This is a genomic window from Pseudomonas sp. NPDC089752 (genome assembly GCF_044748725.1).
In the GTDB taxonomy this organism is placed as follows: domain Bacteria; phylum Pseudomonadota; class Gammaproteobacteria; order Pseudomonadales; family Pseudomonadaceae; genus Aquipseudomonas.
Genome location: NZ_JBIVGP010000001.1, coordinates 252,134 through 271,803, shown reverse-complemented (window position 1 = coordinate 271,803; position 19,670 = coordinate 252,134). Strand labels below are relative to the sequence as shown.

The 19,670-nt window shown below is 60.8% G+C and carries 22 protein-coding genes; 8 read left to right on the top strand and 14 right to left on the bottom strand.

Annotation, left to right across the window (positions count from 1 at the left end; genetic code table 11):
* Positions 1 to 194 precede the first annotated feature (194 nt).
* On the top strand, positions 195 to 1,478 hold the full coding sequence (locus ACIPZF_RS01160) for an NAD(P)/FAD-dependent oxidoreductase (protein ID WP_400794440.1): 1,284 nt from the start codon (positions 195 to 197) through the stop codon (positions 1,476 to 1,478).
* Positions 1,479 to 1,610: 132 nt separating this feature from the next.
* On the opposite strand, the gene ACIPZF_RS01155 is transcribed toward ACIPZF_RS01160, so the two are convergent.
* The gene (locus ACIPZF_RS01155) at positions 1,611 to 2,297 is read right to left on the bottom strand and encodes a peptidase C39 family protein (protein ID WP_400794438.1); all 687 of its coding nucleotides are present in this window, start codon (positions 2,295 to 2,297) and stop codon (positions 1,611 to 1,613) included.
* Positions 2,298 to 2,490: 193 nt separating this feature from the next.
* Here ACIPZF_RS01155 and ACIPZF_RS01150 point away from each other — a divergent pair, with 193 nt between their 5' ends.
* On the top strand, positions 2,491 to 2,694 hold the full coding sequence (locus ACIPZF_RS01150) for a hypothetical protein (protein WP_400794436.1): 204 nt from the start codon (positions 2,491 to 2,493) through the stop codon (positions 2,692 to 2,694).
* Here ACIPZF_RS01150 and ACIPZF_RS01145 read toward each other — a convergent pair.
* Both ACIPZF_RS01145 and ACIPZF_RS01140 read right to left on the bottom strand, forming a co-directional pair.
* Positions 2,669 to 3,421, bottom strand: a complete 753-nt coding sequence (locus ACIPZF_RS01145) for a TerC family protein (protein ID WP_400794434.1) — start codon at positions 3,419 to 3,421, stop codon at positions 2,669 to 2,671. The two genes, ACIPZF_RS01150 and ACIPZF_RS01145, sit on opposite strands and share 26 nt — an antisense overlap.
* A 25-nt stretch (positions 3,422 to 3,446) precedes the next feature.
* Positions 3,447 to 3,686, bottom strand: a complete 240-nt coding sequence (locus tag ACIPZF_RS01140; protein ID WP_400794432.1) for a hypothetical protein — start codon at positions 3,684 to 3,686, stop codon at positions 3,447 to 3,449.
* A 132-nt stretch (positions 3,687 to 3,818) separates the two neighbouring features.
* Here ACIPZF_RS01140 and nhaR point away from each other — a divergent pair, with 132 nt between their 5' ends.
* From nhaR to ACIPZF_RS01125, 3 genes are all read left to right on the top strand, one after another.
* Positions 3,819 to 4,712, top strand: coding sequence for a transcriptional activator NhaR (gene nhaR / locus ACIPZF_RS01135; RefSeq protein WP_400794430.1), 894 nt, complete (start codon positions 3,819 to 3,821; stop codon positions 4,710 to 4,712).
* A gap of 45 nt (positions 4,713 to 4,757) precedes the next feature.
* On the top strand, positions 4,758 to 5,966 hold the full coding sequence (sstT, locus tag ACIPZF_RS01130) for a serine/threonine transporter SstT (RefSeq protein ID WP_400794429.1): 1,209 nt from the start codon (positions 4,758 to 4,760) through the stop codon (positions 5,964 to 5,966).
* 88 nt (positions 5,967 to 6,054) lie between these two features.
* Positions 6,055 to 6,702: a YceH family protein gene (locus ACIPZF_RS01125; protein ID WP_400794427.1), complete on the top strand. Its 648-nt coding sequence runs from the start codon at positions 6,055 to 6,057 to the stop codon at positions 6,700 to 6,702.
* A 6-nt stretch (positions 6,703 to 6,708) separates the two neighbouring features.
* Here ACIPZF_RS01125 and ACIPZF_RS01120 read toward each other — a convergent pair whose 3' ends face one another.
* From ACIPZF_RS01120 to ACIPZF_RS01070, 11 genes are all read right to left on the bottom strand, one after another.
* A complete protein-coding gene (locus tag ACIPZF_RS01120) occupies positions 6,709 to 6,897 on the bottom strand; it encodes a hypothetical protein (RefSeq protein ID WP_400794425.1) in 189 nt (62 codons plus the stop codon).
* 58 nt (positions 6,898 to 6,955) lie between these two features.
* Positions 6,956 to 8,518, bottom strand: coding sequence for an alkyl hydroperoxide reductase subunit F (gene ahpF, locus ACIPZF_RS01115; protein WP_400794423.1), 1,563 nt, complete (start codon positions 8,516 to 8,518; stop codon positions 6,956 to 6,958).
* Between the two features lie 124 nt (positions 8,519 to 8,642).
* Positions 8,643 to 9,206, bottom strand: coding sequence for an alkyl hydroperoxide reductase subunit C (ahpC, locus tag ACIPZF_RS01110; RefSeq protein ID WP_274909605.1), 564 nt, complete (start codon positions 9,204 to 9,206; stop codon positions 8,643 to 8,645).
* A gap of 150 nt (positions 9,207 to 9,356) precedes the next feature.
* Positions 9,357 to 11,798 (bottom strand): fimbria/pilus outer membrane usher protein, encoded by a 2,442-nt coding sequence (locus ACIPZF_RS01105; RefSeq protein WP_400794421.1) that lies wholly within the window; start codon positions 11,796 to 11,798, stop codon positions 9,357 to 9,359.
* Positions 11,799 to 11,823: 25 nt separating this feature from the next.
* A complete protein-coding gene (locus ACIPZF_RS01100; protein ID WP_400794419.1) occupies positions 11,824 to 12,561 on the bottom strand; it encodes a molecular chaperone in 738 nt (245 codons plus the stop codon).
* A 46-nt stretch (positions 12,562 to 12,607) separates the two neighbouring features.
* Positions 12,608 to 13,135, bottom strand: coding sequence for a fimbrial protein (locus tag ACIPZF_RS01095; protein WP_400794417.1), 528 nt, complete (start codon positions 13,133 to 13,135; stop codon positions 12,608 to 12,610).
* Between the two features lie 196 nt (positions 13,136 to 13,331).
* Entirely contained in the window at positions 13,332 to 14,687 is a 1,356-nt protein-coding gene (gene gorA / locus ACIPZF_RS01090) for a glutathione-disulfide reductase (RefSeq protein WP_400794415.1), read from the bottom strand.
* 98 nt (positions 14,688 to 14,785) lie between these two features.
* Positions 14,786 to 15,625, bottom strand: a complete 840-nt coding sequence (galU, locus tag ACIPZF_RS01085; protein WP_400794413.1) for a UTP--glucose-1-phosphate uridylyltransferase GalU — start codon at positions 15,623 to 15,625, stop codon at positions 14,786 to 14,788.
* A 174-nt stretch (positions 15,626 to 15,799) separates the two neighbouring features.
* On the bottom strand, positions 15,800 to 16,714 hold the full coding sequence (locus ACIPZF_RS01080) for a c-type cytochrome (RefSeq protein ID WP_400794411.1): 915 nt from the start codon (positions 16,712 to 16,714) through the stop codon (positions 15,800 to 15,802).
* Positions 16,711 to 17,361 (bottom strand): c-type cytochrome, encoded by a 651-nt coding sequence (locus ACIPZF_RS01075; protein ID WP_400794409.1) that lies wholly within the window; start codon positions 17,359 to 17,361, stop codon positions 16,711 to 16,713. The genes ACIPZF_RS01080 and ACIPZF_RS01075 overlap by 4 nt, the downstream gene beginning before the upstream one ends.
* A 145-nt stretch (positions 17,362 to 17,506) precedes the next feature.
* Positions 17,507 to 17,866, bottom strand: coding sequence for a hypothetical protein (locus ACIPZF_RS01070; RefSeq protein ID WP_400794407.1), 360 nt, complete (start codon positions 17,864 to 17,866; stop codon positions 17,507 to 17,509).
* A gap of 160 nt (positions 17,867 to 18,026) precedes the next feature.
* Here ACIPZF_RS01070 and ACIPZF_RS01065 point away from each other — a divergent pair, with 160 nt between their 5' ends.
* From ACIPZF_RS01065 to ACIPZF_RS01055, 3 genes are read left to right on the top strand one after another with little or no spacing between them, the layout of a single operon-like run.
* The gene (locus ACIPZF_RS01065) at positions 18,027 to 18,329 is read left to right on the top strand and encodes a DUF1883 domain-containing protein (RefSeq protein ID WP_039602623.1); all 303 of its coding nucleotides are present in this window, start codon (positions 18,027 to 18,029) and stop codon (positions 18,327 to 18,329) included.
* A gap of 7 nt (positions 18,330 to 18,336) precedes the next feature.
* A complete protein-coding gene (locus ACIPZF_RS01060) occupies positions 18,337 to 18,507 on the top strand; it encodes a hypothetical protein (RefSeq protein WP_012315041.1) in 171 nt (56 codons plus the stop codon).
* A 23-nt stretch (positions 18,508 to 18,530) separates the two neighbouring features.
* Entirely contained in the window at positions 18,531 to 19,607 is a 1,077-nt protein-coding gene (locus tag ACIPZF_RS01055) for an NAD(P)H-dependent flavin oxidoreductase (protein WP_400794405.1), read from the top strand.
* Positions 19,608 to 19,670: the final 63 nt, after the last annotated feature.

Here is a 19,670-nt window from a genome sequence, read left to right as displayed (position 1 = left end):
TGGTGCGCATTCTACGCATTCCAAAACCAGTGTCAACACTTTTTTTCGCGATAACTTACTGAATCTTAAACCCTTTATAGAGAAGGGGTGCCCATGGGCAGTAAAGGATTTTCAACGGACGACTAGCGGGTGTTTATTATTATTGATAGCATCGGTACATTCGTTAAAAATATAAAACACGAGGTTCCTGCAACATGGCTAACACCCCCTACCCCCAGTCCTACTACGCCGCCTCGGCCAACCCGGTGCCGCCACGTCCGGCGCTGCAGGGTGAGGTGGAAACCGATGTGTGCATCATCGGCGCCGGCTACACCGGCCTGTCCAGCGCATTGTTCCTGCTGGAAAACGGCTTCAAGGTGAGCATCGTCGAAGCGGCCAAGGTCGGTTTCGGCGCATCGGGCCGCAACGGCGGCCAGATCGTCAACAGCTACAGCCGCGACATCGACGTCATCGAGCGCACCGTCGGCCCCCAGCAGGCACAACTGCTCGGTCATATGGCCTTCGAAGGCGGCCGCATCATCCGTGAGCGCGTGGCCAAGTACAACATCCAGTGCGACCTGAAAGACGGTGGCGTATTTGCCGCACTGACGTCCAAGCAGATGGGTCACCTGGAGTCGCAAAAGCGCCTGTGGGAGCGCTTCGGGCATAATCAGCTGGAGCTGATGGACCAGAAGCGCATCCGTGAAGTAGTGGCCTGCGACAGCTATATCGGCGGCATGCTGGACATGAGCGGCGGTCATATCCACCCGCTGAACCTGGCCCTGGGCGAAGCCGCTGCAGTCGAGTCGCTGGGCGGCATCATCTACGAACAGACCCCGGCCATTCGCATCGAACGCGGCGCCAACCCGGTCGTGCACACCCCACAGGGTAAAATCCGCGCCAAGTTCATCATCGTCGCCGGTAACGCCTATCTTGGCAATCTGGTGCCTGAACTGGCTGCCAAGTCGATGCCATGCGGCACCCAGGTAATCACCACCGAACCGCTTGGCGAAGAACTGGCGCGCACCCTGTTGCCGCAGGATTACTGTGTCGAAGACTGCAACTACCTGCTCGACTACTACCGCCTGACCAGCGACAAGCGCCTGATCTTCGGCGGTGGCGTAGTCTACGGTGCGCGCGACCCGGCCAACATCGAAGCGATCATCCGCCCGAAGATGCTCAAGGCCTTCCCGCAGCTGAAGAACGTCAAGATCGACTACGCCTGGACCGGCAACTTCCTGCTGACTCTGTCGCGCCTGCCGCAAGTCGGCCGTATCGGCGACAACATCTATTACTCGCAAGGTTGCTCGGGCCACGGCGTGACCTACACGCACCTGGCAGGCAAAGTGCTGGCCGAAGCGTTGCGTGGCCAGGCCGAGCGTTTCGACGCGTTCGCCGGCCTGCCGCACTACCCGTTCCCGGGTGGCCAGATGCTGCGTGTACCGTTCAGCGCCATTGGTGCCTGGTACTACAGCCTGCGCGATCGTCTGGGCTTCTGATGGTTTAGGCAGGTCCGGCCTCTTCGCGGGGCAAGCCGGATCGCCGGACCGCCGCTCCCACAGGTTCAGCACTATTCTTGACAAAACCTGTGGGAGCGGCCTTGCCCCGCGAAGAGGCCGGCGATGAAAGCGCTATTTATTCAGGCTATTCACCGCCTGTTTAGCCGCCACCTCCTGGCCCGCCCGGGCCAGTTCATCGGCAGCCTGCAGCCAGCGCTGCCGATCCACTTGGGCCGGCAGTTGTCGCGGCGGCTGAATCAGCACCGCCCAACTCCCCTCCTTCACCCACGCCGACTCGAAATCGTCGAAGGCCATCATTTGCCGCCGATGCATGCCTGAGCGCAACAGCACCCGTTGCTTGTAGCGGTCATAGCCAATCAATAGCGCGTAGCGGGGCTCGCTCCACCACGCCGAACCTTCCTCGTAGCGCAGCAACACCGGGTTGCCGGCGGCTACTTGGGCCATCAAGGCATCGAGCTGTTTGTCCAGCGGATATACGAGCATGCCGTACTCGCGCGCCACGCGAGGAATGTTGGTGGCCAGCGACTCCGCCTCCTGCGGCAGATTCAAGGGTTTGTCCAGCAGCCCCGGGGTGATCGGTGCGCCCTGTTGCGAAAGCAGCGCCGCCAGGGCCATGGCCCCACTGTGGTTGGCATTACCACGATAGAACGGCACGCTGCTGATCTCGACCCGCTGTGGCAGCCCCTTGAGCGTGGCGGGCGGTGCGCTGGCGCAACCGCTGATGCTCACCGCGAGCAGGCACGCGAGGAACAGACGGCGTGGGTCTAGGACAAAAAATTTGTAGGAAAGACGCTGCATGAACACTCGCTTTTTCTGACACCTGACCACGGATCATAGGGCTCAGCGCCGCGCGGGTATAGCCCGGCGCACGCTTGGAGCCAAACAAACCAAGCAATAGACCTTCGATCAATGGAACGTCACAAACGCGCAGCTAGACTAAAGCAGTGTCTGGAGGGCGAGCCGTGGGCTGGCCCGAGAGAAGGAGGCACACATGAGTATGACTGTGGCAATTCTCATGCTGGTGGGTATGTGGCTTAGTGTCGCTGCCGCCATGTTATGGGGCGTTTTGCGTATCGTGCGGCGTCATTCACACCATCATCACCTGCCACCGCAGGCCGCAGCCAAGGCGCAGCCCGCGAAAGGGGCGCAACACGCCCCTCGGCATCGTCTTACCCCTCAGCCGCCTCACGCTTGAGCCGTGCACGGCGAGCGAAGATGTTGAGCATCTCGATCACTGTCGAGAACGCCATCGCCGCATACACGTAGCCTTTGGGCACGTGGGCACCGAAACCTTCGGCGATCAGGGTCATGCCGATCATGATCAGGAAACCCAGCGCCAGCATCACCACGGTCGGGTTGTCGTTGATGAAGTTTGCCAGCGGGTCGGCAGCCACCATCATGACGATCACGGCAGTGATCACGGCGATGATCATGATCGGCAGGTGCTCGGTCATGCCCACGGCGGTGATGATGCTGTCCACCGAGAAGACGATGTCCAGCAACAGGATCTGGAAGATCGCCGCTGCGAAACCCAGGGTGACCGTAGAAGAGACCTTGGATTCTTCCTTGGCGCCGTGCGGGTCGACGTTCTCGTGGATTTCCTTGGTCGCCTTCCACAGCAGGAACAGGCCACCGGCGATCAGAATCACGTCCTTCCACGAAAACGCATTGCCGAACACTTCGAACACCGGATCGGTCAACTGAACGATCCAGGCCACCGTGCTGAGCAGTGCCAGGCGCATGATCAGGGCCATGCTGATCCCGATTCGGCGTGCCTTGGAGCGGTACTCGACCGGCAGCTTGTTGGTCAGGATCGAGATGAAGATCAGGTTATCGATACCCAGTACGACTTCCATGGCCACCAAGGTGGCAAGGGCTACCCAGGCGGTGGGGCTTGCGGCGAGTTCCAGCAAATATTCCATTTTTCAGTCCTGCATCGGTTCTGGGTCAGATGTCCTGGGTCTTTTCTTGCGGCTCGGCATCCTTGGCCTTCTGGCCCTCGGTGCCGATGGCGTCACTCAATGCATCCTGGGCCGCCTTGTTGGTGTCATCGATGGCCTGTTTGGCCGATTTGGCGGCCTGATCGAGCATCTGCTGGGCGGATTTCTCGGCCTGGTCGCAGCCAGCAAGGCTGAACAGAGCCAAGGCTAGCACCAACGGTGTGCCGATGGATTTGAATTGCAGCATGGGGTCCTCGCTTGTCGATATCCCGGCGGCGCGCTGTGCGCCTGATGGAGCAGGATCTTAAACATCCAGATACATCAGGAAAATTCGTATTTTCAGCGGCTATACTTCGGTTTTTACGAATCGAGATGAGTGATGCTCAATTATCGCCAGCTGCATTACTTCTGGGCCGTGGCCAAAACCGGCAGCATTGCCCGTGCCAGTGAGCAGCTGAACCTGACCCCGCAGACCATTAGCGGGCAGATCAGCCTGTTCGAGCAGACCTACGGGCTGGAACTGTTCCAGCGGGTCGGCCGGCAGCTTGAGCTGACCGAGACCGGTCGCCAAACCCTGGTGTATGCCGAGCAGATGTTTCAGCTTGGTGGCGAACTGGAGGCCATGCTGCGCGCGGGCCCGCAGGAACAGATCCTGTTCCGAGTGGGGGTGGCAGACGTGGTGCCAAAGTCGATCGTCTACCGCCTCCTCGCACCCACCATGGAGCTGGATGACGTGCTGCGCATCAACTGCCGTGAGGACAAGCTGGAACGCCTGCTGGCCGACCTGGCGATCCAGCGCCTGGACCTGGTGATTACCGACAGCCCGATGCCCAATCACCTGGACATCAAAGGCTACAGCCAGAAGCTCGGCGAATGTGGCCTGAGTTTTTTCGCCACCAAGGCCCTGGCGCAGCGCCATGCCGGTGGCTTTCCCGCCTGCCTGCACGATGCACCCTTGCTGATTCCCGGACAGGAAACCGTGGTGCGCAGCCGCCTGTTGCGCTGGCTCGCAGAACAGCAGGTGCAACCGAGGATCGTGGGCGAGTTCGATGACAGTGCCTTGATGCAGGCGTTCGGCCAGTCTGGCAGCGGTATTTTCATCGCCCCAAGCGTGATCGCTGAGGAAGTGTGTCGCCAGTACGGTGTCGAGCTGATTGGGCAGACCGACGCGGTCCTGGAGTCGTTCTATGCCATTTCAGTGGAGCGCAAGGTCAAGCATCCAGGGATCGTGGCGATCACCGAGGGCGCGAGAAGGGAGTTGTTTCACTGGTGACGTGTTAAAGTCACGCCCTTTGACGTTACCGAGATTTCGCTGCACATGTCCCCCATCCTCCGCCTGCTCAACCGCACCAGCCTGGTCACCCAGATCGTCATCGGCCTGATTGCCGGCATCGCCCTGGCCTTGGTCGCGCCCGCCATCGCCCGCGACCTGGGCTTTCTCGGCAAGGTGTTCGTCAGTGCCCTCAAGGCCGTGGCGCCGGTGCTGGTGTTCATCCTGGTCATGGCTTCGATCGCCAACCATCGCCATGGCCAGGAAACCCACATCCGCCCAATTCTCTGGCTGTACCTGCTGGGCACCTTCGCTGCCGCGGTGGTGGCCGTGGTCGCCAGCATGCTGTTTCCTTCGCACCTGGCCCTGAGCACCGGCGAGGCCACGCTGAGCGCCCCCGGCGGCATCGGCGAAGTGCTGCAGAACCTGCTGCTGAGCGCCGTCGACAACCCGATCAATGCCCTGCTCAACGCCAACTTCATTGGCGTGCTGACCTGGGCCATCGGCCTGGGTGTCGCCTTGCGCCATGCAGGAGAAACCACACGTACTGTGGTCGAGGACCTGTCAAACGGCGTGACTCTGATCGTGCGTGTGGTGATCCGCTTCGCCCCGCTGGGTATCTTCGGCCTGGTCAGTTCGACCCTCGCCCAGTCTGGCCTGAATGCCCTGCTGGGCTACCTGCACCTGCTGGCGGTGCTGATCGGCTGCATGTTGTTCGTGGCGCTGGTGATGAACCCGTTGATCGTGTTCTGGAAAATACGCCGCAACCCTTATCCGCTGACCTTGCTGTGCCTGCGTGAAAGCGGCATCACGGCGTTCTTCACGCGCAGTTCGGCGGCCAATATTCCGGTCAACCTGGCGCTTTCAGAGCGCCTGGGCCTGCATGAAGACACCTACTCGGTGTCGATCCCGCTGGGTGCCACCATCAACATGGCCGGCGCCGCCATCACCATCACCGTGCTGACCCTGGCTGCGGTGCACACGCTGGGTATCCCGGTCGACCTGCCGACCGCGGTGCTGCTGAGCGTGGTCGCAGCTGTATGCGCCTGCGGCGCCTCGGGCGTGGCCGGCGGCTCGCTGCTGCTGATTCCGCTGGCCTGCAGCCTGTTCGGGATTCCCAGCGAGATCGCCATGCAGGTGGTGGCGGTGGGCTTCATCATCGGCGTGCTGCAGGACTCGGCAGAGACTGCCCTGAACTCGTCGACCGACGTGCTGTTCACTGCAGCGGCCTGCCAGGCAGAAGAGCGCCGCGGCTGAAATGGCAGGGGCCGCGATGCGGCCCCGATTGCCTTGAGCGTCGGCTTTACCTACGCTAGTGGCCTTTTCCTCGCAATGAGACAGGGCCATGTCAGAACACCAAACCGCAGACGAAGGCCGCTTCACCGGTATCGAGATCCGCATTCTCGGCGCACTCATCGAAAAACAGGCCACCAGCCCCGAAAGCTACCCCCTGACCCTCAACGCCCTGCTCTTGGCATGCAACCAGAAGACCAGCCGCGAACCGGTCATGAACCTGACCCAAGGCCAGGTCGGCCAGGCACTGCGTGCCCTTGAAGGCAAGGAGATGACCCGGCTGCAGATGGGCAGCCGCGCCGACCGCTGGGAACAGCGCGTGGACAAAGCGCTGGAACTGGTACCGGCGCAGTTGATCCTGATGGGGCTGATGTTCCTGCGCGGGCCGCAGACCCTCAACGAGTTGCTGACCCGCAGCAACCGCCTGCACGACTTCGACGACACCGAACAGATCCAGCACCAGCTCGAACGCCTGATTTCGCGCGACCTTGCCCTGCACCTGCCGCGCCAGGCCGGCCAGCGCGAAGACCGCTATACCCATGCGCTCGGCGATCCGGCGGAAATCGAGGCGATTCTCGCCGCGCGCCAGCAGGAAGGTAGCAGCCGTAGCAGTGGTGGGAGTGTTTCGGAAGAACGGATCGAAGCCCTCGAAGCGCGGATTGCAGCGCTGGAGGCGCGCTTGGCCGAACTTGAAGGCTAAGCCCACTCAGTATTCCGGTTCAGGGAAGTTGCGGCAGCTTTTGCGTTCTGCCAGCTCCTGGTCACTGGGGCGCTGGTCGACGAACACGGTGCGGCCGTCGGCGTAGATTTCCAGGTAGCCCCAGTGCAGGTCCTGCTCTTTCTGCCCGGGCTGTGGTGGCACTAGCCACCAGGGTTCGCGGCTGATCAGGGTCATGGGTGAGATTCCTGAGAGTGTCTGGGTAATGATAGACACCCTCAGGTTTGCGCCAGATTTACGCCGGCGCCGTGGTACGAATCAGGTGGTCGAAGGCCGACAGAGAAGCCTTGGCGCCCTCCCCCACGGCGATGACGATCTGCTTGTACGGCACAGTCGTCACATCACCCGCTGCGAACACGCCAGGGATATTGGTCGCGCCCTTGGCGTCGACGATGATCTCGCCACGCGGCGACAGCTCGACCGTGCCCTTGAGCCAGTCAGTGTTCGGCAGCAGGCCGATCTGTACGAAGATGCCTTCCAGCGCCAGGTCATGCAATTGGTCGGTGGTGCGGTCCTTGTAGCGCAGGCCGGTGACTTTCTCACCGTTGCCGAGCACTTCCGTGGTCAGCGCGCTGGTGATCACCTTGACGTTTGCCAGGCTGTGCAACTTGCGCTGCAGCACGGCGTCGGCACGCAGCTGGCTGTCGAACTCGATCAGCGTTACGTGGGCGACGACACCGGCCAGGTCGATGGCCGCTTCAACACCAGAGTTGCCACCGCCGATCACCGCCACACGCTTGCCCTTGAACAGCGGGCCGTCACAGTGCGGGCAGTAGGCCACGCCACGGGCACGGTATTGCTGCTCACCCGGCACGTTCATTTCACGCCAGCGGGCGCCGGTGGCGAGGATCACGGTCCTGGCCTTGAGCGAGGCGCCGCCGGCCAGGCGTACTTCATGCAGGCCGCCGTCGGTGGCCGGGATCAGCGCTTCGCCGCGCTGCAGGTTCATGATGTCGACGTCGTATTGCTTGACGTGTTCTTCCAGCGCCGTGGCCAGCTTCGGCCCTTCGGTTTCCTGCACCGAGATGAAGTTTTCGATGGCCATGGTATCGAGCACCTGGCCGCCGAAACGCTCGGCGGCGACACCGGTGCGGATACCTTTACGCGCAGCGTAGATGGCTGCCGAGGCACCAGCAGGACCACCGCCGACCACCAGCACGTCGAACGCATCCTTGGCGTTGATTTTCTCGGCCTGCCGGCTGCCGGCGTTGGTGTCGAGCTTGCCGAGAATCTCTTCAAGGCCCATGCGGCCCTGGCCGAACACTTCGCCGTTCAAGTAGATGCTCGGCACTGCCATGACCTTGCGCGACTCGACTTCAGCCTGGAACAACGCACCGTCGATGGCCACATGGCGCACGTTGGGGTTGAGCACAGCCATCAGGTTCAGCGCCTGGACCACGTCCGGGCAGTTCTGGCACGACAGCGAGAAATAGGTTTCGAAGGTGAATTCGCCTTCCAGCGCCTGGATCTGCTCGATCACGTCGCTACTGGCCTTGGACGGGTGGCCACCGACTTGCAGCAGCGCCAGTACCAGGGAGGTGAATTCGTGGCCCATGGGGATGCCGGCAAAACGCAGGTTGATGTCTGCCCCTGGGCGATTGAGCGAGAACGATGGACGACGAGCGTCGGTACCGTCCGCGCTGAAGGTAATCAGGTTCGACAGGCCGGCAATTTCCACCAGCAGGTCGTGCAATTCGCGGGACTTCGCGCCGTCGTCGAGGGAGGCAACGATCTCGATCGGCTGGGTGACCCGCTCCAGGTAGGTTTTCAGTTGCGATTTAAGCGTGGCGTCCAACATACGGGCGATTCCTTTTTCGAATTTCGGATACAAAAACGCCCAGGCACTAGCGCCCGGGCGTTTGGCGGGGCAATGAGACGTTCAGCTTTGGCGGCTGCTCACCGCCCACGGTTGACGCATGACCTTAGATCTTGCCGACCAGGTCCAGCGACGGGGCGAGAGTGGCTTCGCCTTCTTTCCACTTGGCCGGGCAAACTTCACCTGGGTGAGCGGCAACGTACTGGGCAGCCTTCACTTTGCGCAGCAGTTCGGCTGCGTCACGGCCAACACCACCGTCGTTCAGCTCGACGATCTTGATCTGGCCTTCCGGGTTGATCACGAAGGTACCGCGGTCGGCCAGGCCGGCTTCTTCGATCAGCACGTCGAAGTTGCGGGAGATGATGTGGGTCGGGTCACCGATCAGCGGGTACTGGATCTTGCCGATGGTGTCCGAAGTGTCGTGCCAGGCTTTGTGGGTGAAGTGGGTGTCGGTGGACACGCCGTAGATTTCCACGCCCAGCTTCTGGAACTCGGCGTAGTTGTCGGCGAGGTCACCCAGCTCGGTCGGGCAGACGAAGGTGAAGTCGGCCGGGTAGAAGAACACGACAGACCATTTGCCTTTCAGGTCGGCTTCGCTGACCTGGACGAACTCGCCCTTGTGGTAAGCAGTGGCGTTGAACGGTTTGACCTGGCTGTTGATGATTGGCATGAGAGACACTCCTTCATGGGGTTGGAATCAGTTGATGGAGTTGATCCTAACCGCTGGTCGCCGATAAGGCTCATTGGCAAAGCTCATGCTGGTGATTGGTTTTGGCTATAAAGAATTCATCCCGATAGATTGTTTGATTCCAACGACGCTCTATTGCCGGCAGAGGTACGTCGGCGGGCGTTGATCCGCATGCAACTGGTAGTTGATCGAGCAATGCTCATCGCCCCATTTGACCTTGAGCGTGCCCTCATCGGCATCAGAGCGCACATGCAGTCGCCCACCCTGCCCGACCATACCCAGTTCATTATCCTGCGCATCGTAGACCTGCGCGCCAAACGGCAAGGCACTGCCATCGTCCAACGTCCCTTGCAGCGTAAACTCCCGACCAGTGCGCGTCGGGTAATGCAACAGGGATACAGCGCCAGCCCGTGGTACCACCGATTGCGCGGCCAACAGCAATTCGGTATCACGCGACATGCCTTTGGGGTCGAGCTCGATCGTGTTGATGCTGTACGGCAACAACGACGGGATCACTGCATAGCCACGGCGATCAAGTTTCACATCTGCCTGCTGCCGGATGCGGGCTGCGTCGGCACCCGGCGCGTGCACGATGGCAAAACTTTCGCCCAGCGGCGGTGCAGCGAGAGCCCCGCCAGCATGGGCAACCACAGCCCCTTGCGCTCCCAACGTTGCCTGGCGATAACCGCGACGGTTCGATAAAGAGCCCGTGATCACGCCGCTTGAGCCGCGGTGCAGCACGTTGGCGTCAAAGCCACCATCTGCTCGATCCCCGTCCTGATGAAGCAACGCCAAGCCATAACCCCACTCCCCTCGATCCCCCGACACTCCACTCCAACGCACGTTGGATCTGACCTGCCCTCGTGAATCCCTGTCCAGCGTCGTGCTGAGCGAAGATCGGCGCTGCTCGCCTAGTGGAATGCTGGCACTGAACATCAGGGTATTGATGGGCTCGCGTGTCCCGCGCAGCTCACGGCTCAGGTTGATGCCGTAATTGATCCTGCCGAAACGGTGGTTGTAAGCGAGTGAGTAGCTGTTCTGGCTCAGGCCTGACCAGTTTTGCCGAAGGCTGGCGCTGAGGGCCAGGCGCGCGCCCCGCTCCCCCAACGATTGGCCAACCGTCAGGCCCGCCTGCCAGCGAAGCGCGTCGGCACGCGCTCTGCTCAATGAACGGGCATAGTCGTTGAAGCTGTAGTAGTCAGGCCCTTCGCTACGGGTAAAGGTCGCGCCCAGGTCGGTTCCGGTCTCGCTCAAACGCTGCCGCCAGCTCAGCCGCCAGGCTTGGCCTTGCACGTCCCGATTTCCAGGTAAGCTGGCAGCCGCGTGATAGCCGGTCAGGCCCACTGCACCCACCGCGGTGTTCATTGCCACGCCCATGGCACTTGCCAGGTAATCCTCGGCTAACCACGTGCCGCCGTGTACGCTGAAGCGGTTATCCAGCCCTTGCTGCCAACTGCCTTGCACGAAGCCAGGGCCCGGTTGACCTCGCCCCTCGCGAAACACCCCGCTGGCCAACTCGAAACGCGAGGCTCCTGGGCGTAGCGCAAGTGGTGCCGCCTGATAAGGCAGGAAGAACGTTCGCACGCTACCATCGGCTTCGCGCAGGCTGACCTCCAGGTCATCGTTCAGACCGCTGGCGTACAAGCTGTCGATTTCAAATGGGCCCGGCGTGACAGTCGACTCATGCAGCAACACCCCACGCTGGCGAATGCTCAACAGAGCAATGCTGTTCGCAACCCCTCTGACCACCGGAGCGTATCCGCGCTGTTCCTCCGGCAGCATGCGCGGGTCACTGCCCAGCCGCACGCCACGCATGGCGCTACTCTCGAACACCTCAGAACCACTGTAGCTGTCACCTAGCATCAACTGCGCGGACCAGGCTGGAATGTCCCGGTGCACCGAAGTCGATAAAGGCTGATAACGCACAGGCATGCCCGCAGAAGCTTGCCAGCTACCCTCATGACGCCAGTACCACTGGCCAGTGTTGAGTCCGCTGCGTAGCCCGAGGTAGGCCTGACGGGTGGAATCGCCTTGCTCAAGGTTCTGCTGTTCGAACAGATTCAGTCGATAGTCGATAAAAGCTGCAGTGATACCGCTGTCCCAATTTTCTGGAGGGAGATAGCCACTGGGTATACGCACCAATACTTGCTGGGGCATTTGCAGATGCAACTGCAGGTTGCCGAAATCCAGTGTTTCGCTGGCAGCCGCAACACTTTCAGCCAGCCCGACGCAGGCCCCGTCTTGCGCCAGTTGCTCGCGGATTTGACCGTCCAGCCGATGCAGATCAACGCCGAATTTCTGTAACAGAGGCTCGCTGTAGCAAGGCGCTGCCTGACCGCCTGGCACCTGCACACGCAAAGACACCGTGTGGCGCCCTACCCATTGTTGATTCAATGAGACATCGAGGGTGTACGTCCCCTCTGGCACTGTCGCCTCCTGCTCGAATCGGCGAAGGTCGACCGAGGTGCCTTCTCGCAGAAGCCCGGTATCGAACTCGATGGCGGTGGCAGGGCCTGCGGAACATGCGAAGAAAATACCAGCAAGCGTCTGGCGATGAATGTGGCGAATACTCATCGTAGGACCCTTGTGGCATCGCGCCTCAATCTGCCACCCGCACCTTCGTCAACGGCGGCGCCTCGCGCACTGCGCCATGGTCATCAATGAAGGCATACTGCAACTGAGCCTTGGCCGGGTTAGCCATGCCCTCGAGCCTGAAACGGGTGCTGGCAAATGGCAGCACGTGGCTTGGCTCCAAGGCCATCTCAGCCTGGCCTTCCTGCAGCACGGTCAAGTTGGCCAGATTAACCACATAGGGGCTGGCATTTTCTGCCACCAATAGCCATTGCCGGCCTTCGCGAAGCCATTGCCAGGAAATTTTCTGGTAAGCATCCCTGGCCTGGCCCTGCAAACCAGCTGGCCGATACAACAACTTGATCCGCGAGCGCAATGAAAGCTGAAGGGCATTGCCCGACTCTTTTGGCGGTACTTCAAGCACATTGAGCCAATAAAGGCTTTCGCGATCAGTGGGCATGGCATCGCCAGCGTGGAACAGCCTCAGGCTCTGGCCCTTACCTGCATCCAGGCGAAACATTGCCGGCATTACATTGAAGGGGATATGCAGGTCCTGCTTCTGGCTCTGCGGGCTACCATCGTCGATCCAGGCTTGAACCAGCGATGGCGTGCCGCCGACGTTACTCAATTTGACGGTCACTTCAGGCTGGTCGGCGGGAAAGACCACCCGAGTGTTGGCGATAACCACATTGGCAGCGAGGTGCGGGGATGCCAGGCATACAGCCAGCAGCACACCTCGCCGCAAGGCGTTGGATAAAAGGCGCATGATAATTGTGCTCAGCAGCCCGGATTGGGCTGCCCTCATTCAGGTGTTACGGGTAGTCCAGCGCGTACTGCACGCGGGAGATAACGTCACCAGGCGTGGTCCCGCCTGTGGAGTAGTACCGTACGGTGTAACGCAATGTCGCGTTGCCATTAACGATCTGAACTACTTGCGAGTTCTGCTGGCCCTGGGCAGCTGCAAGGTTCATCGGGCTTTGTTGATCGTTGAGCAACTCCAGCTGGACATTCCTGCTACCGCCATCATCCACGATCAGGCGGCCCTCTGGGCTGATCGGACCCTCGTTAAAATAGGTCGATACTCGGGTTATGCCGGGCGAGCAGGCGGAAAGATTCAACTGGAAAGGCGTCTGACCGGCGGTTTGACCGGCCCTGCTGAGCAGAGAGGCGTTCACGTTTGGCAGCGATACCGGTAAGGAACCGGAACCTCCATTAACGACGCAGGTTGGCGCATCTACATGGCCATTGAAGGTAATCTCACCGAAGTCGGCCTGGGCTGCTTGAGCCCAGAAAAGAAGGGTGCAACTGCTTGCAAGCATGTATTTCGAGAAAGTGTTCATAGTCACCTTTTCATTCTGATAGAAATTGCCAGGCAATGACTGCCTGGTCGCAACCACTTTGGCGGCGCGTTTAAGTATCAGTAAGGCGACGGGGTAAAAATGTAGGGTGACTCATCAGTCAGCCCTACGAATCATGGGCCGCATGAGTAGGAAAATGACCTCATTTTTTTTGAGGTCATTTTCCTGGCGAGAGCCGTTAACGGGTCATCGTACGCATTGTCACGAATTCTTCGGCTGCCGTAGGATGCACACCAATCGTCTCGTCGAACTGCTGCTTGGTCGCGCCCGCCTTGAGCGCAATTCCCAGGCCCTGAATGATCTCGCCAGCGTCCGGCCCGACCATGTGGCAACCCAGCACCTTGTCGGTCTCGGCATCCACCACCAGCTTCATCAGGGTTTTCTCCTGAATATCGGTAAGGGTCAGCTTCATGGCGCGGAAGCGGCTCTCGAAGATCTGTACCTTGTGTCCGGCCTCCAGCGCCTGCTCTTCGGTCAGGCCCACGGTGCCGATGGGCGGCTGGCTGAATACTGCCGTGGGAATGTTCTGGTAGTCCACCGGGCGGTACTGCTCAGGTTTGAAAAGGCGCCGGGCAATCGCCATGCCTTCGGCAAGGGCAACCGGAGTGAGCTGCACGCGACCGATCACATCGCCGATGGCCAGAATCGACGGCGCAGTGGTCTGATACTGCTCGTCAACGCGAATGTAACCGCGCGGGTCCAGCTCCACACCGGTGTTTTCCAGGCCCAGATTGTCGAGCATCGGGCGCCTGCCAGTGGCATAGAACACGCAATCGGTAAGCAACTCGCGACCGTCCTTGAGGGTGGCCTTGAGGCTGCCGTCTTGCTGTTTTTCGATGCGCTGGATATCGGCATTGAACTGCAAATCCAAGCCGCGCTTTTCCAGCTCCTCTCTCAAATGGGTTCGGACCGACCCATCGAATCCGCGCAGGAACAAATCGCCGCGATACAGCAGGGTGGTATTGGCGCCCAGCCCCTGGAAGATCCCGGCAAACTCCACGGCGATATAGCCCCCGCCCACCACCAGCACGCGACGTGGCAGTTCCTTGAGGTAAAACGCCTCGTTGGAGGTGATGGCCAGTTCCTTGCCTGGGATATCCGGCACCTGCGGCCAACCGCCGGTGGCGATCAGGATGTGTTTGGCACTGTAACGCTGGCCTTCCACTTCCACTTCGTTGGCCGCGGTGATGCGCGCATGGCCTTGCAACAGGGTCACGCCGCTGTTGACCAGCAAGTTGCGATAGATGCCGTTGAGGCGTTCGATTTCGCGGTTCTTGTTGGCAATCAAGGTGCCCCAGTCGAAATGGCCCTCTTCCAGGGTCCAGCCGAAGCCTGCGGCCTGCTCGAGCTCATCGGCGACATGTGCGCCGTAAACCAGCAGCTTCTTGGGTACGCAACCGACGTTGACGCAGGTACCGCCCAGGTAGCGGCTCTCGGCCACTGCCACTTTTGCACCGAAGCCCGCAGCGAAACGCGCCGCGCGCACACCGCCGGAACCGGCGCCAATCACGAACAGATCAAAATCGTAGGCCATGTATTCAGTCTCCTTGGCTGGCGCTCAGCATACCGCCGTTGGCCGCCACAAACAAAAAAGCCACCCCGAAGGGTGGCTCGTCGACCTGCAGGGGCGAATCAGTACGCCTTGCCGGCCTTGTAGAAGTGCTCGAAGCAGAAGTTGGTCGCCTCGATGTAGCCTTCGGCACCACCACAGTCGAAACGCTGGCCCTTGAACTTGTAGGCGATCACGTTACCTTCGGCAGCCTGTTTCATCAGCGCGTCGGTGATCTGGATCTCGCCACCTTTGCCAGGCTCGGTCTGTTCGATTTTCTCGAAAATGTCCGGCGTCAGGATGTAACGACCGATGATCGCCAGATTGGAAGGTGCGTCTTCCGGCTTCGGCTTCTCGACCATGGAGTCGACGCGGAAGATACCGTCTTTGATTTCTTCACCGGCGATGACGCCGTACTTGTTGGTCTCCTGCGGATCGACTTCCTGAATGGCGACGATCGAGCAGCGGTACTTCTTGTACAGCGCGACCATCTGCGCAAGTACGCCATCACCCTCGAGGTTGACGCACAGGTCGTCCGCCAGCACCACCGCGAACGGCTCGTCACCGATCAAGGGACGACCTGTCAGAATGGCGTGGCCCAGGCCTTTCATTTCGGTCTGGCGGGTGTAGGAGAACGAGCACTCGTCGAGCAGACGACGGATACCGACCAGGTATTTTTCCTTGTCGGTGCCCTTGATCTGGTTTTCCAGCTCGTAGCTGATGTCGAAGTGGTCTTCCAGGGCGCGCTTGCCGCGGCCGGTGACGATGGAAATCTCGTTCAGGCCAGCGTCCAATGCCTCTTCAACGCCATACTGGATCAGTGGCTTGTTGACCACTGGCAGCATTTCCTTGGGCATGGCTTTGGTAGCGGGCAGGAAGCGAGTGCCGTAACCGGCTGCCGGGAACAAGCATTTCTTGATCATAAACGTCCTTAAACAAAGGCAGACACTGTGGAGTTCGGCGCAGTCTAATCAGGCGGCAGTCACCTTACAATGCCCCGCCTGCGGCTGACCGATGGGATCATAGAGATAACCCAGTGTAGATAGTTCCTGCGGATCGTGAATATTACGACCCGCAGCGAGTGCCGGCTTACGCCATCAGCTCCCCGTCCCCTGCCCGATCAGCACCCCCTCGACCTTCTGCCCATAGAGGTTGACGCCATCGTTGGCGTGAAACTTCAACCGGGTTTTCTCGATGGAGCCCTCCACCAGCCGAGGATCCTGCGGCCGCTCATGACGGTTGACCCACGCCGCCACGTCCCAGGCCTGCTGGTCGCTCAGGCTTCCTGGCCGGCCCAGCGGCATGTTGTGCTTGATGAAGGACGCAGCCGTGTTGATCCGGTGCATGCCGGCACCCCAGTTGTAGGACTCCTGGCCCCACAACGGTGGCATCACGTATTCACCAGCGACTTTCTGCCCTTCGCCGTTATCACCGTGACAGATCGCACACTGTTCACGGTAGACCTGCTGGCCACGCTTGAAGTCATAGCCGCCTTGCGGCTGAGCAACGTCGGGGTAACCGCGGCCGGCGATTTCAACCCCCGTCGGCGCCTTGCTCGACAACCAGTAGGCATATACCGAAAGCGCGGTCATCTGCGGGCTATCGGCCGCCGGCGGCTTGCCGTTCATGCTGAATTGGAAACAACCCTGAATGCGCTCGGCATAGGTGTTCACCTTGTCGTTTTTCTTGCGATACGCCGGGTACATCGGGTAAGCCCCCCACATCGGCGCAGAGTGGGCCAGACGGCCCTGGTCGAGGTGGCAGTTGCTGCAGTTCATGCCGTTACCCACCGCTTCAGGCATCAAGCGACGCGTGTCGACGAACAATGCATGGCCTTCGCGGACCATCTTGCCGAACGCGTTGTCCGGCAGCTCGCTCTCTGCCGGCGGCACGAATGGAGCAGAAGCCTGGGCAGGCGGAATTTTCAGCTGTGACTGGTCTTCCATGGCGATAGGCGCCGCAATGGCATTGCTCACGCCCCACAGCAGCAAGGATGGCATCAATATTTTCATGGCTGGGCCTCCGGGTTGGCGGCCCTGGCGAAGTACTCGGCAATAGCCTTGACCTCCTCCTCGGTCATGGCCTTGGCCACACCCACCATCAGCTGGTTGGGGTCGTTGCTGCGGCTGCCGTCGCGCCAGCCGTTCAGTTGCGCCATGAGGTAACCTGCCGGCTGCCCGGCCAGTGCGGGGAAATGCTCGCCAACTCCGCTGCCACCCGGGCCGTGGCATTGCACGCAACCGGGTATCTGGCGGTTCCAGTCGCCGTAGAGAGCCAGGCGCGTGGTGGCGTCGTCGGCGATCTGCTGGCGACGCAATCCGGGCGCCGGTGTGCCGGGAAGGCTGGCCAGATAACGGCTGACCGCAGTGATTTCTTCCTCGCTCAGGGCCTTGGCCAACGGCTCCATCACCGCCTGCTTGCGACTGCCATCGCGCCAGTCATGCAATTGTTTGCTGATATAACCGGCCGGCAGGCCTGCCAGGCGCGGAAACCCTGCGGCGGCAATGCCGTTACCGTCAGCGCCATGGCAGCTCTGGCAGGCCATGGCGGCCGGATTGGCCCCGCCCTGGGTGAAGACTTTCTGGCCATCGGCGGCATGCACCATGGGCCAGGCCAGGACCAGCAGGCTGCCGATCGCGACTCGACTGAAGGGGCTCATCAAGAATCTCCATTTCTTTTGTTATAAGCTTAGGCTTAAAAAACATAAGCAAATGGATGTTAGCCCTGCCCAGAAGTACGTAACAACGCCTACCCCGCCCAAAGGGTGGCTATCAGCCCACTAACTGCGGTTCAGTTGAGCCAGATCAACTGCCGGAGATGCATTTGGTCGCCGCCGTGCGCACATCGCCCAGGCGCAGCGGGAAGTTGTTCAGCCGCTCATGCAGCTTGATGCTGCTGCCGCTGCCGCGCTTGTCGATATCCACCAGCGCAGCCGGCCCGGCACCGGATGTCAGCTTTTGCGGCACGATCAGGCGCAGGCCATCACCACGTTGTTCCTCGACCAACTCATCACGGGAATCGACCAGTTCATGCTTGACGCAATCGGCATACTCGCGCGGGCTCTTGCCAGAGATCACGTCCAGCGTTTCATGCGATTGCTCAAGCTCCGACACGCTGACGCAACCACCCAGCGTCAGGAATAACGCCGCAACCATCCACTTCATTTGCCGCACCTCAGCTATCAGGAATGGCTTGGACCACGATCAGGCACTTTTGCTCCGTGCTTTGGCATATTTATCCGGCACCCGGCCATCATGCCCCGCAGCGCATACCGACATCGTGGTATCGTTCGCGTTTGCAGAAACAAACCTTGCGGAGCCCTCCATGAAATTCGTACACCAGCGCGAGCACCTCAACGAGGACGATATCGTCGTCATCGAGTGTTCTCAGCGCTGCAACATCCGCCTGATGAACGACGCCAACTTCCGCAGCTTCAAAAATGGCGGCCGACACACTTACCACGGCGGTCACTTCGAGCGTTTCCCGGCCAAGATCACAGTCCCCAGCACCGGTTTCTGGAACATCACCATCGACACTGTGACCACTCGCCCGATCTCGGTAACGCGCAAGCCAACCTTGACTCACAAGATCAAGATCATCCGTCGCTCGTCGTCGAAACTCCGGTAAGGCCGCCATGACCCAGAACATCAAATACGTCATCAAATACAAGCTCGACGGCGAGCGCCGCTGGGATTTCGCCGTCATGCCCGACGCCTCGCACGAGCAGGCGCTGGACGCTTTGCGCAAGATCCACGGCGACGACGCCGACAAGATCAGCGACATTCAGGTGAGCAAAGCACTGTAAGGCTGCGCGCCAAGGAGAACTGCATGAGCAACTGGCCCGACCGTCGTATCCTCGATCTGCTGGGCATCGAGTTGCCCATACTCCAGGCGCCCATGGCCGGGGCCAGCGGTTCGGCTCTGGCCATCGCCGTGGCCAAGGCCGGTGGCCTCGGCGCCCTGCCTTGCGCCATGCTCACCGGCGAGCAGGTGCGCAGCGAAATCGCCATCTTTCGCAGCACTTGCCCGAATAGCCCGCTGAACCTCAATTTTTTCTGCCACCAACCGCCTGAGCCCGACAGCGAGCGCGAGACACGCTGGAAGCAGGCGCTCAAGCCTTACTATGAAGAGCTCGGCGCCGATTTCGACGCGCCCACTCCGGTCTCCAGCCGCGCGCCGTTCGACGAGCAGAGCTGCCAACTGGTAGAACAAGTGCACCCAGCGGTGGTGAGTTTCCACTTTGGTCTGCCCGAAGCGGCACTTGTGCAGCGAGTCAAGGCCGCGGGTGCCAAGGTGCTCTCCAGCGCCACCACGGTCGAAGAGGCCCTCTGGCTAGCGGCCAATGGCTGCGATGCAATCATCGCCATGGGCTATGAAGCGGGCGGCCATCGCGGCATGTTCCTTAGTGAAGACATTACCAGCCAGATCGGCACCTTTGCCCTGGTGCCGCAGATTGCCGACGCAGTGAGCTTGCCGGTGATCGCCGCGGGTGGTATCGCCGATCATCGTGGCCTGGTGGCAGCTTTGGCCTTGGGCGCCAGCGCCGTGCAGATCGGCACGGCCTATTTGTTCTGCCCCGAGGCCAAGGTGTCACCGGCCCACCGCCAGGCGCTGGACAGCGCATCGGCCAGCGACACGGCCCTGACCAATCTGTTCACCGGGCGTCCGGCACGCGGCATCAACAACCGCATCATGCGCGAACTGGGGCCGATGAGCGAATTGGCGCCAAGCTTCCCGCTGGCCGGCGGCGCGCTGATCCCGCTGCGAGCGATCACCGACCCGCGAGGCAACAGTGACTTCAGCAATTTGTGGTCAGGCCAGGGGTTGCGCCTGGGCAGAACGCTGCCGGCAGAACAGCTGACCCGGGAGATTGCCGGTCAGGCATTGGCCGCTGTTTCACGCTGAAACGACCCAGCCTCAGGAGGCTCTTCCCGGCCAATGGCCTATCGCTATATAGTTACGGCTATA

Excerpts from the sequence above, each read along its gene's own strand:
- ACIPZF_RS01160 (WP_400794440.1), top strand. The coding sequence starts at position 195 with ATGGCTAACACCCCCTACCCCCAGTCCTACTACGCCGCCTCGGCCAAC.
- ACIPZF_RS01155 (WP_400794438.1), bottom strand. The coding sequence starts at position 2,297 with ATGCAGCGTCTTTCCTACAAATTTTTTGTCCTAGACCCACGCCGTCTG.
- ACIPZF_RS01150 (WP_400794436.1), top strand. The coding sequence starts at position 2,491 with ATGAGTATGACTGTGGCAATTCTCATGCTGGTGGGTATGTGGCTTAGT.
- ACIPZF_RS01145 (WP_400794434.1), bottom strand. The coding sequence starts at position 3,421 with ATGGAATATTTGCTGGAACTCGCCGCAAGCCCCACCGCCTGGGTAGCC.
- ACIPZF_RS01140 (WP_400794432.1), bottom strand. The coding sequence starts at position 3,686 with ATGCTGCAATTCAAATCCATCGGCACACCGTTGGTGCTAGCCTTGGCT.
- nhaR (WP_400794430.1), top strand. The coding sequence starts at position 3,819 with ATGCTCAATTATCGCCAGCTGCATTACTTCTGGGCCGTGGCCAAAACC.
- sstT (WP_400794429.1), top strand. The coding sequence starts at position 4,758 with ATGTCCCCCATCCTCCGCCTGCTCAACCGCACCAGCCTGGTCACCCAG.
- ACIPZF_RS01125 (WP_400794427.1), top strand. The coding sequence starts at position 6,055 with ATGTCAGAACACCAAACCGCAGACGAAGGCCGCTTCACCGGTATCGAG.
- ACIPZF_RS01120 (WP_400794425.1), bottom strand. The coding sequence starts at position 6,897 with ATGACCCTGATCAGCCGCGAACCCTGGTGGCTAGTGCCACCACAGCCC.
- ahpF (WP_400794423.1), bottom strand. The coding sequence starts at position 8,518 with ATGTTGGACGCCACGCTTAAATCGCAACTGAAAACCTACCTGGAGCGG.
- ahpC (WP_274909605.1), bottom strand. The coding sequence starts at position 9,206 with ATGCCAATCATCAACAGCCAGGTCAAACCGTTCAACGCCACTGCTTAC.
- ACIPZF_RS01105 (WP_400794421.1), bottom strand. The coding sequence starts at position 11,798 with ATGAGTATTCGCCACATTCATCGCCAGACGCTTGCTGGTATTTTCTTC.
- ACIPZF_RS01100 (WP_400794419.1), bottom strand. The coding sequence starts at position 12,561 with ATGCGCCTTTTATCCAACGCCTTGCGGCGAGGTGTGCTGCTGGCTGTA.
- ACIPZF_RS01095 (WP_400794417.1), bottom strand. The coding sequence starts at position 13,135 with ATGAACACTTTCTCGAAATACATGCTTGCAAGCAGTTGCACCCTTCTT.
- gorA (WP_400794415.1), bottom strand. The coding sequence starts at position 14,687 with ATGGCCTACGATTTTGATCTGTTCGTGATTGGCGCCGGTTCCGGCGGT.
- galU (WP_400794413.1), bottom strand. The coding sequence starts at position 15,625 with ATGATCAAGAAATGCTTGTTCCCGGCAGCCGGTTACGGCACTCGCTTC.
- ACIPZF_RS01080 (WP_400794411.1), bottom strand. The coding sequence starts at position 16,714 with ATGAAAATATTGATGCCATCCTTGCTGCTGTGGGGCGTGAGCAATGCC.
- ACIPZF_RS01075 (WP_400794409.1), bottom strand. The coding sequence starts at position 17,361 with ATGAGCCCCTTCAGTCGAGTCGCGATCGGCAGCCTGCTGGTCCTGGCC.
- ACIPZF_RS01070 (WP_400794407.1), bottom strand. The coding sequence starts at position 17,866 with ATGAAGTGGATGGTTGCGGCGTTATTCCTGACGCTGGGTGGTTGCGTC.
- ACIPZF_RS01065 (WP_039602623.1), top strand. The coding sequence starts at position 18,027 with ATGAAATTCGTACACCAGCGCGAGCACCTCAACGAGGACGATATCGTC.
- ACIPZF_RS01060 (WP_012315041.1), top strand. The coding sequence starts at position 18,337 with ATGACCCAGAACATCAAATACGTCATCAAATACAAGCTCGACGGCGAG.
- ACIPZF_RS01055 (WP_400794405.1), top strand. The coding sequence starts at position 18,531 with ATGAGCAACTGGCCCGACCGTCGTATCCTCGATCTGCTGGGCATCGAG.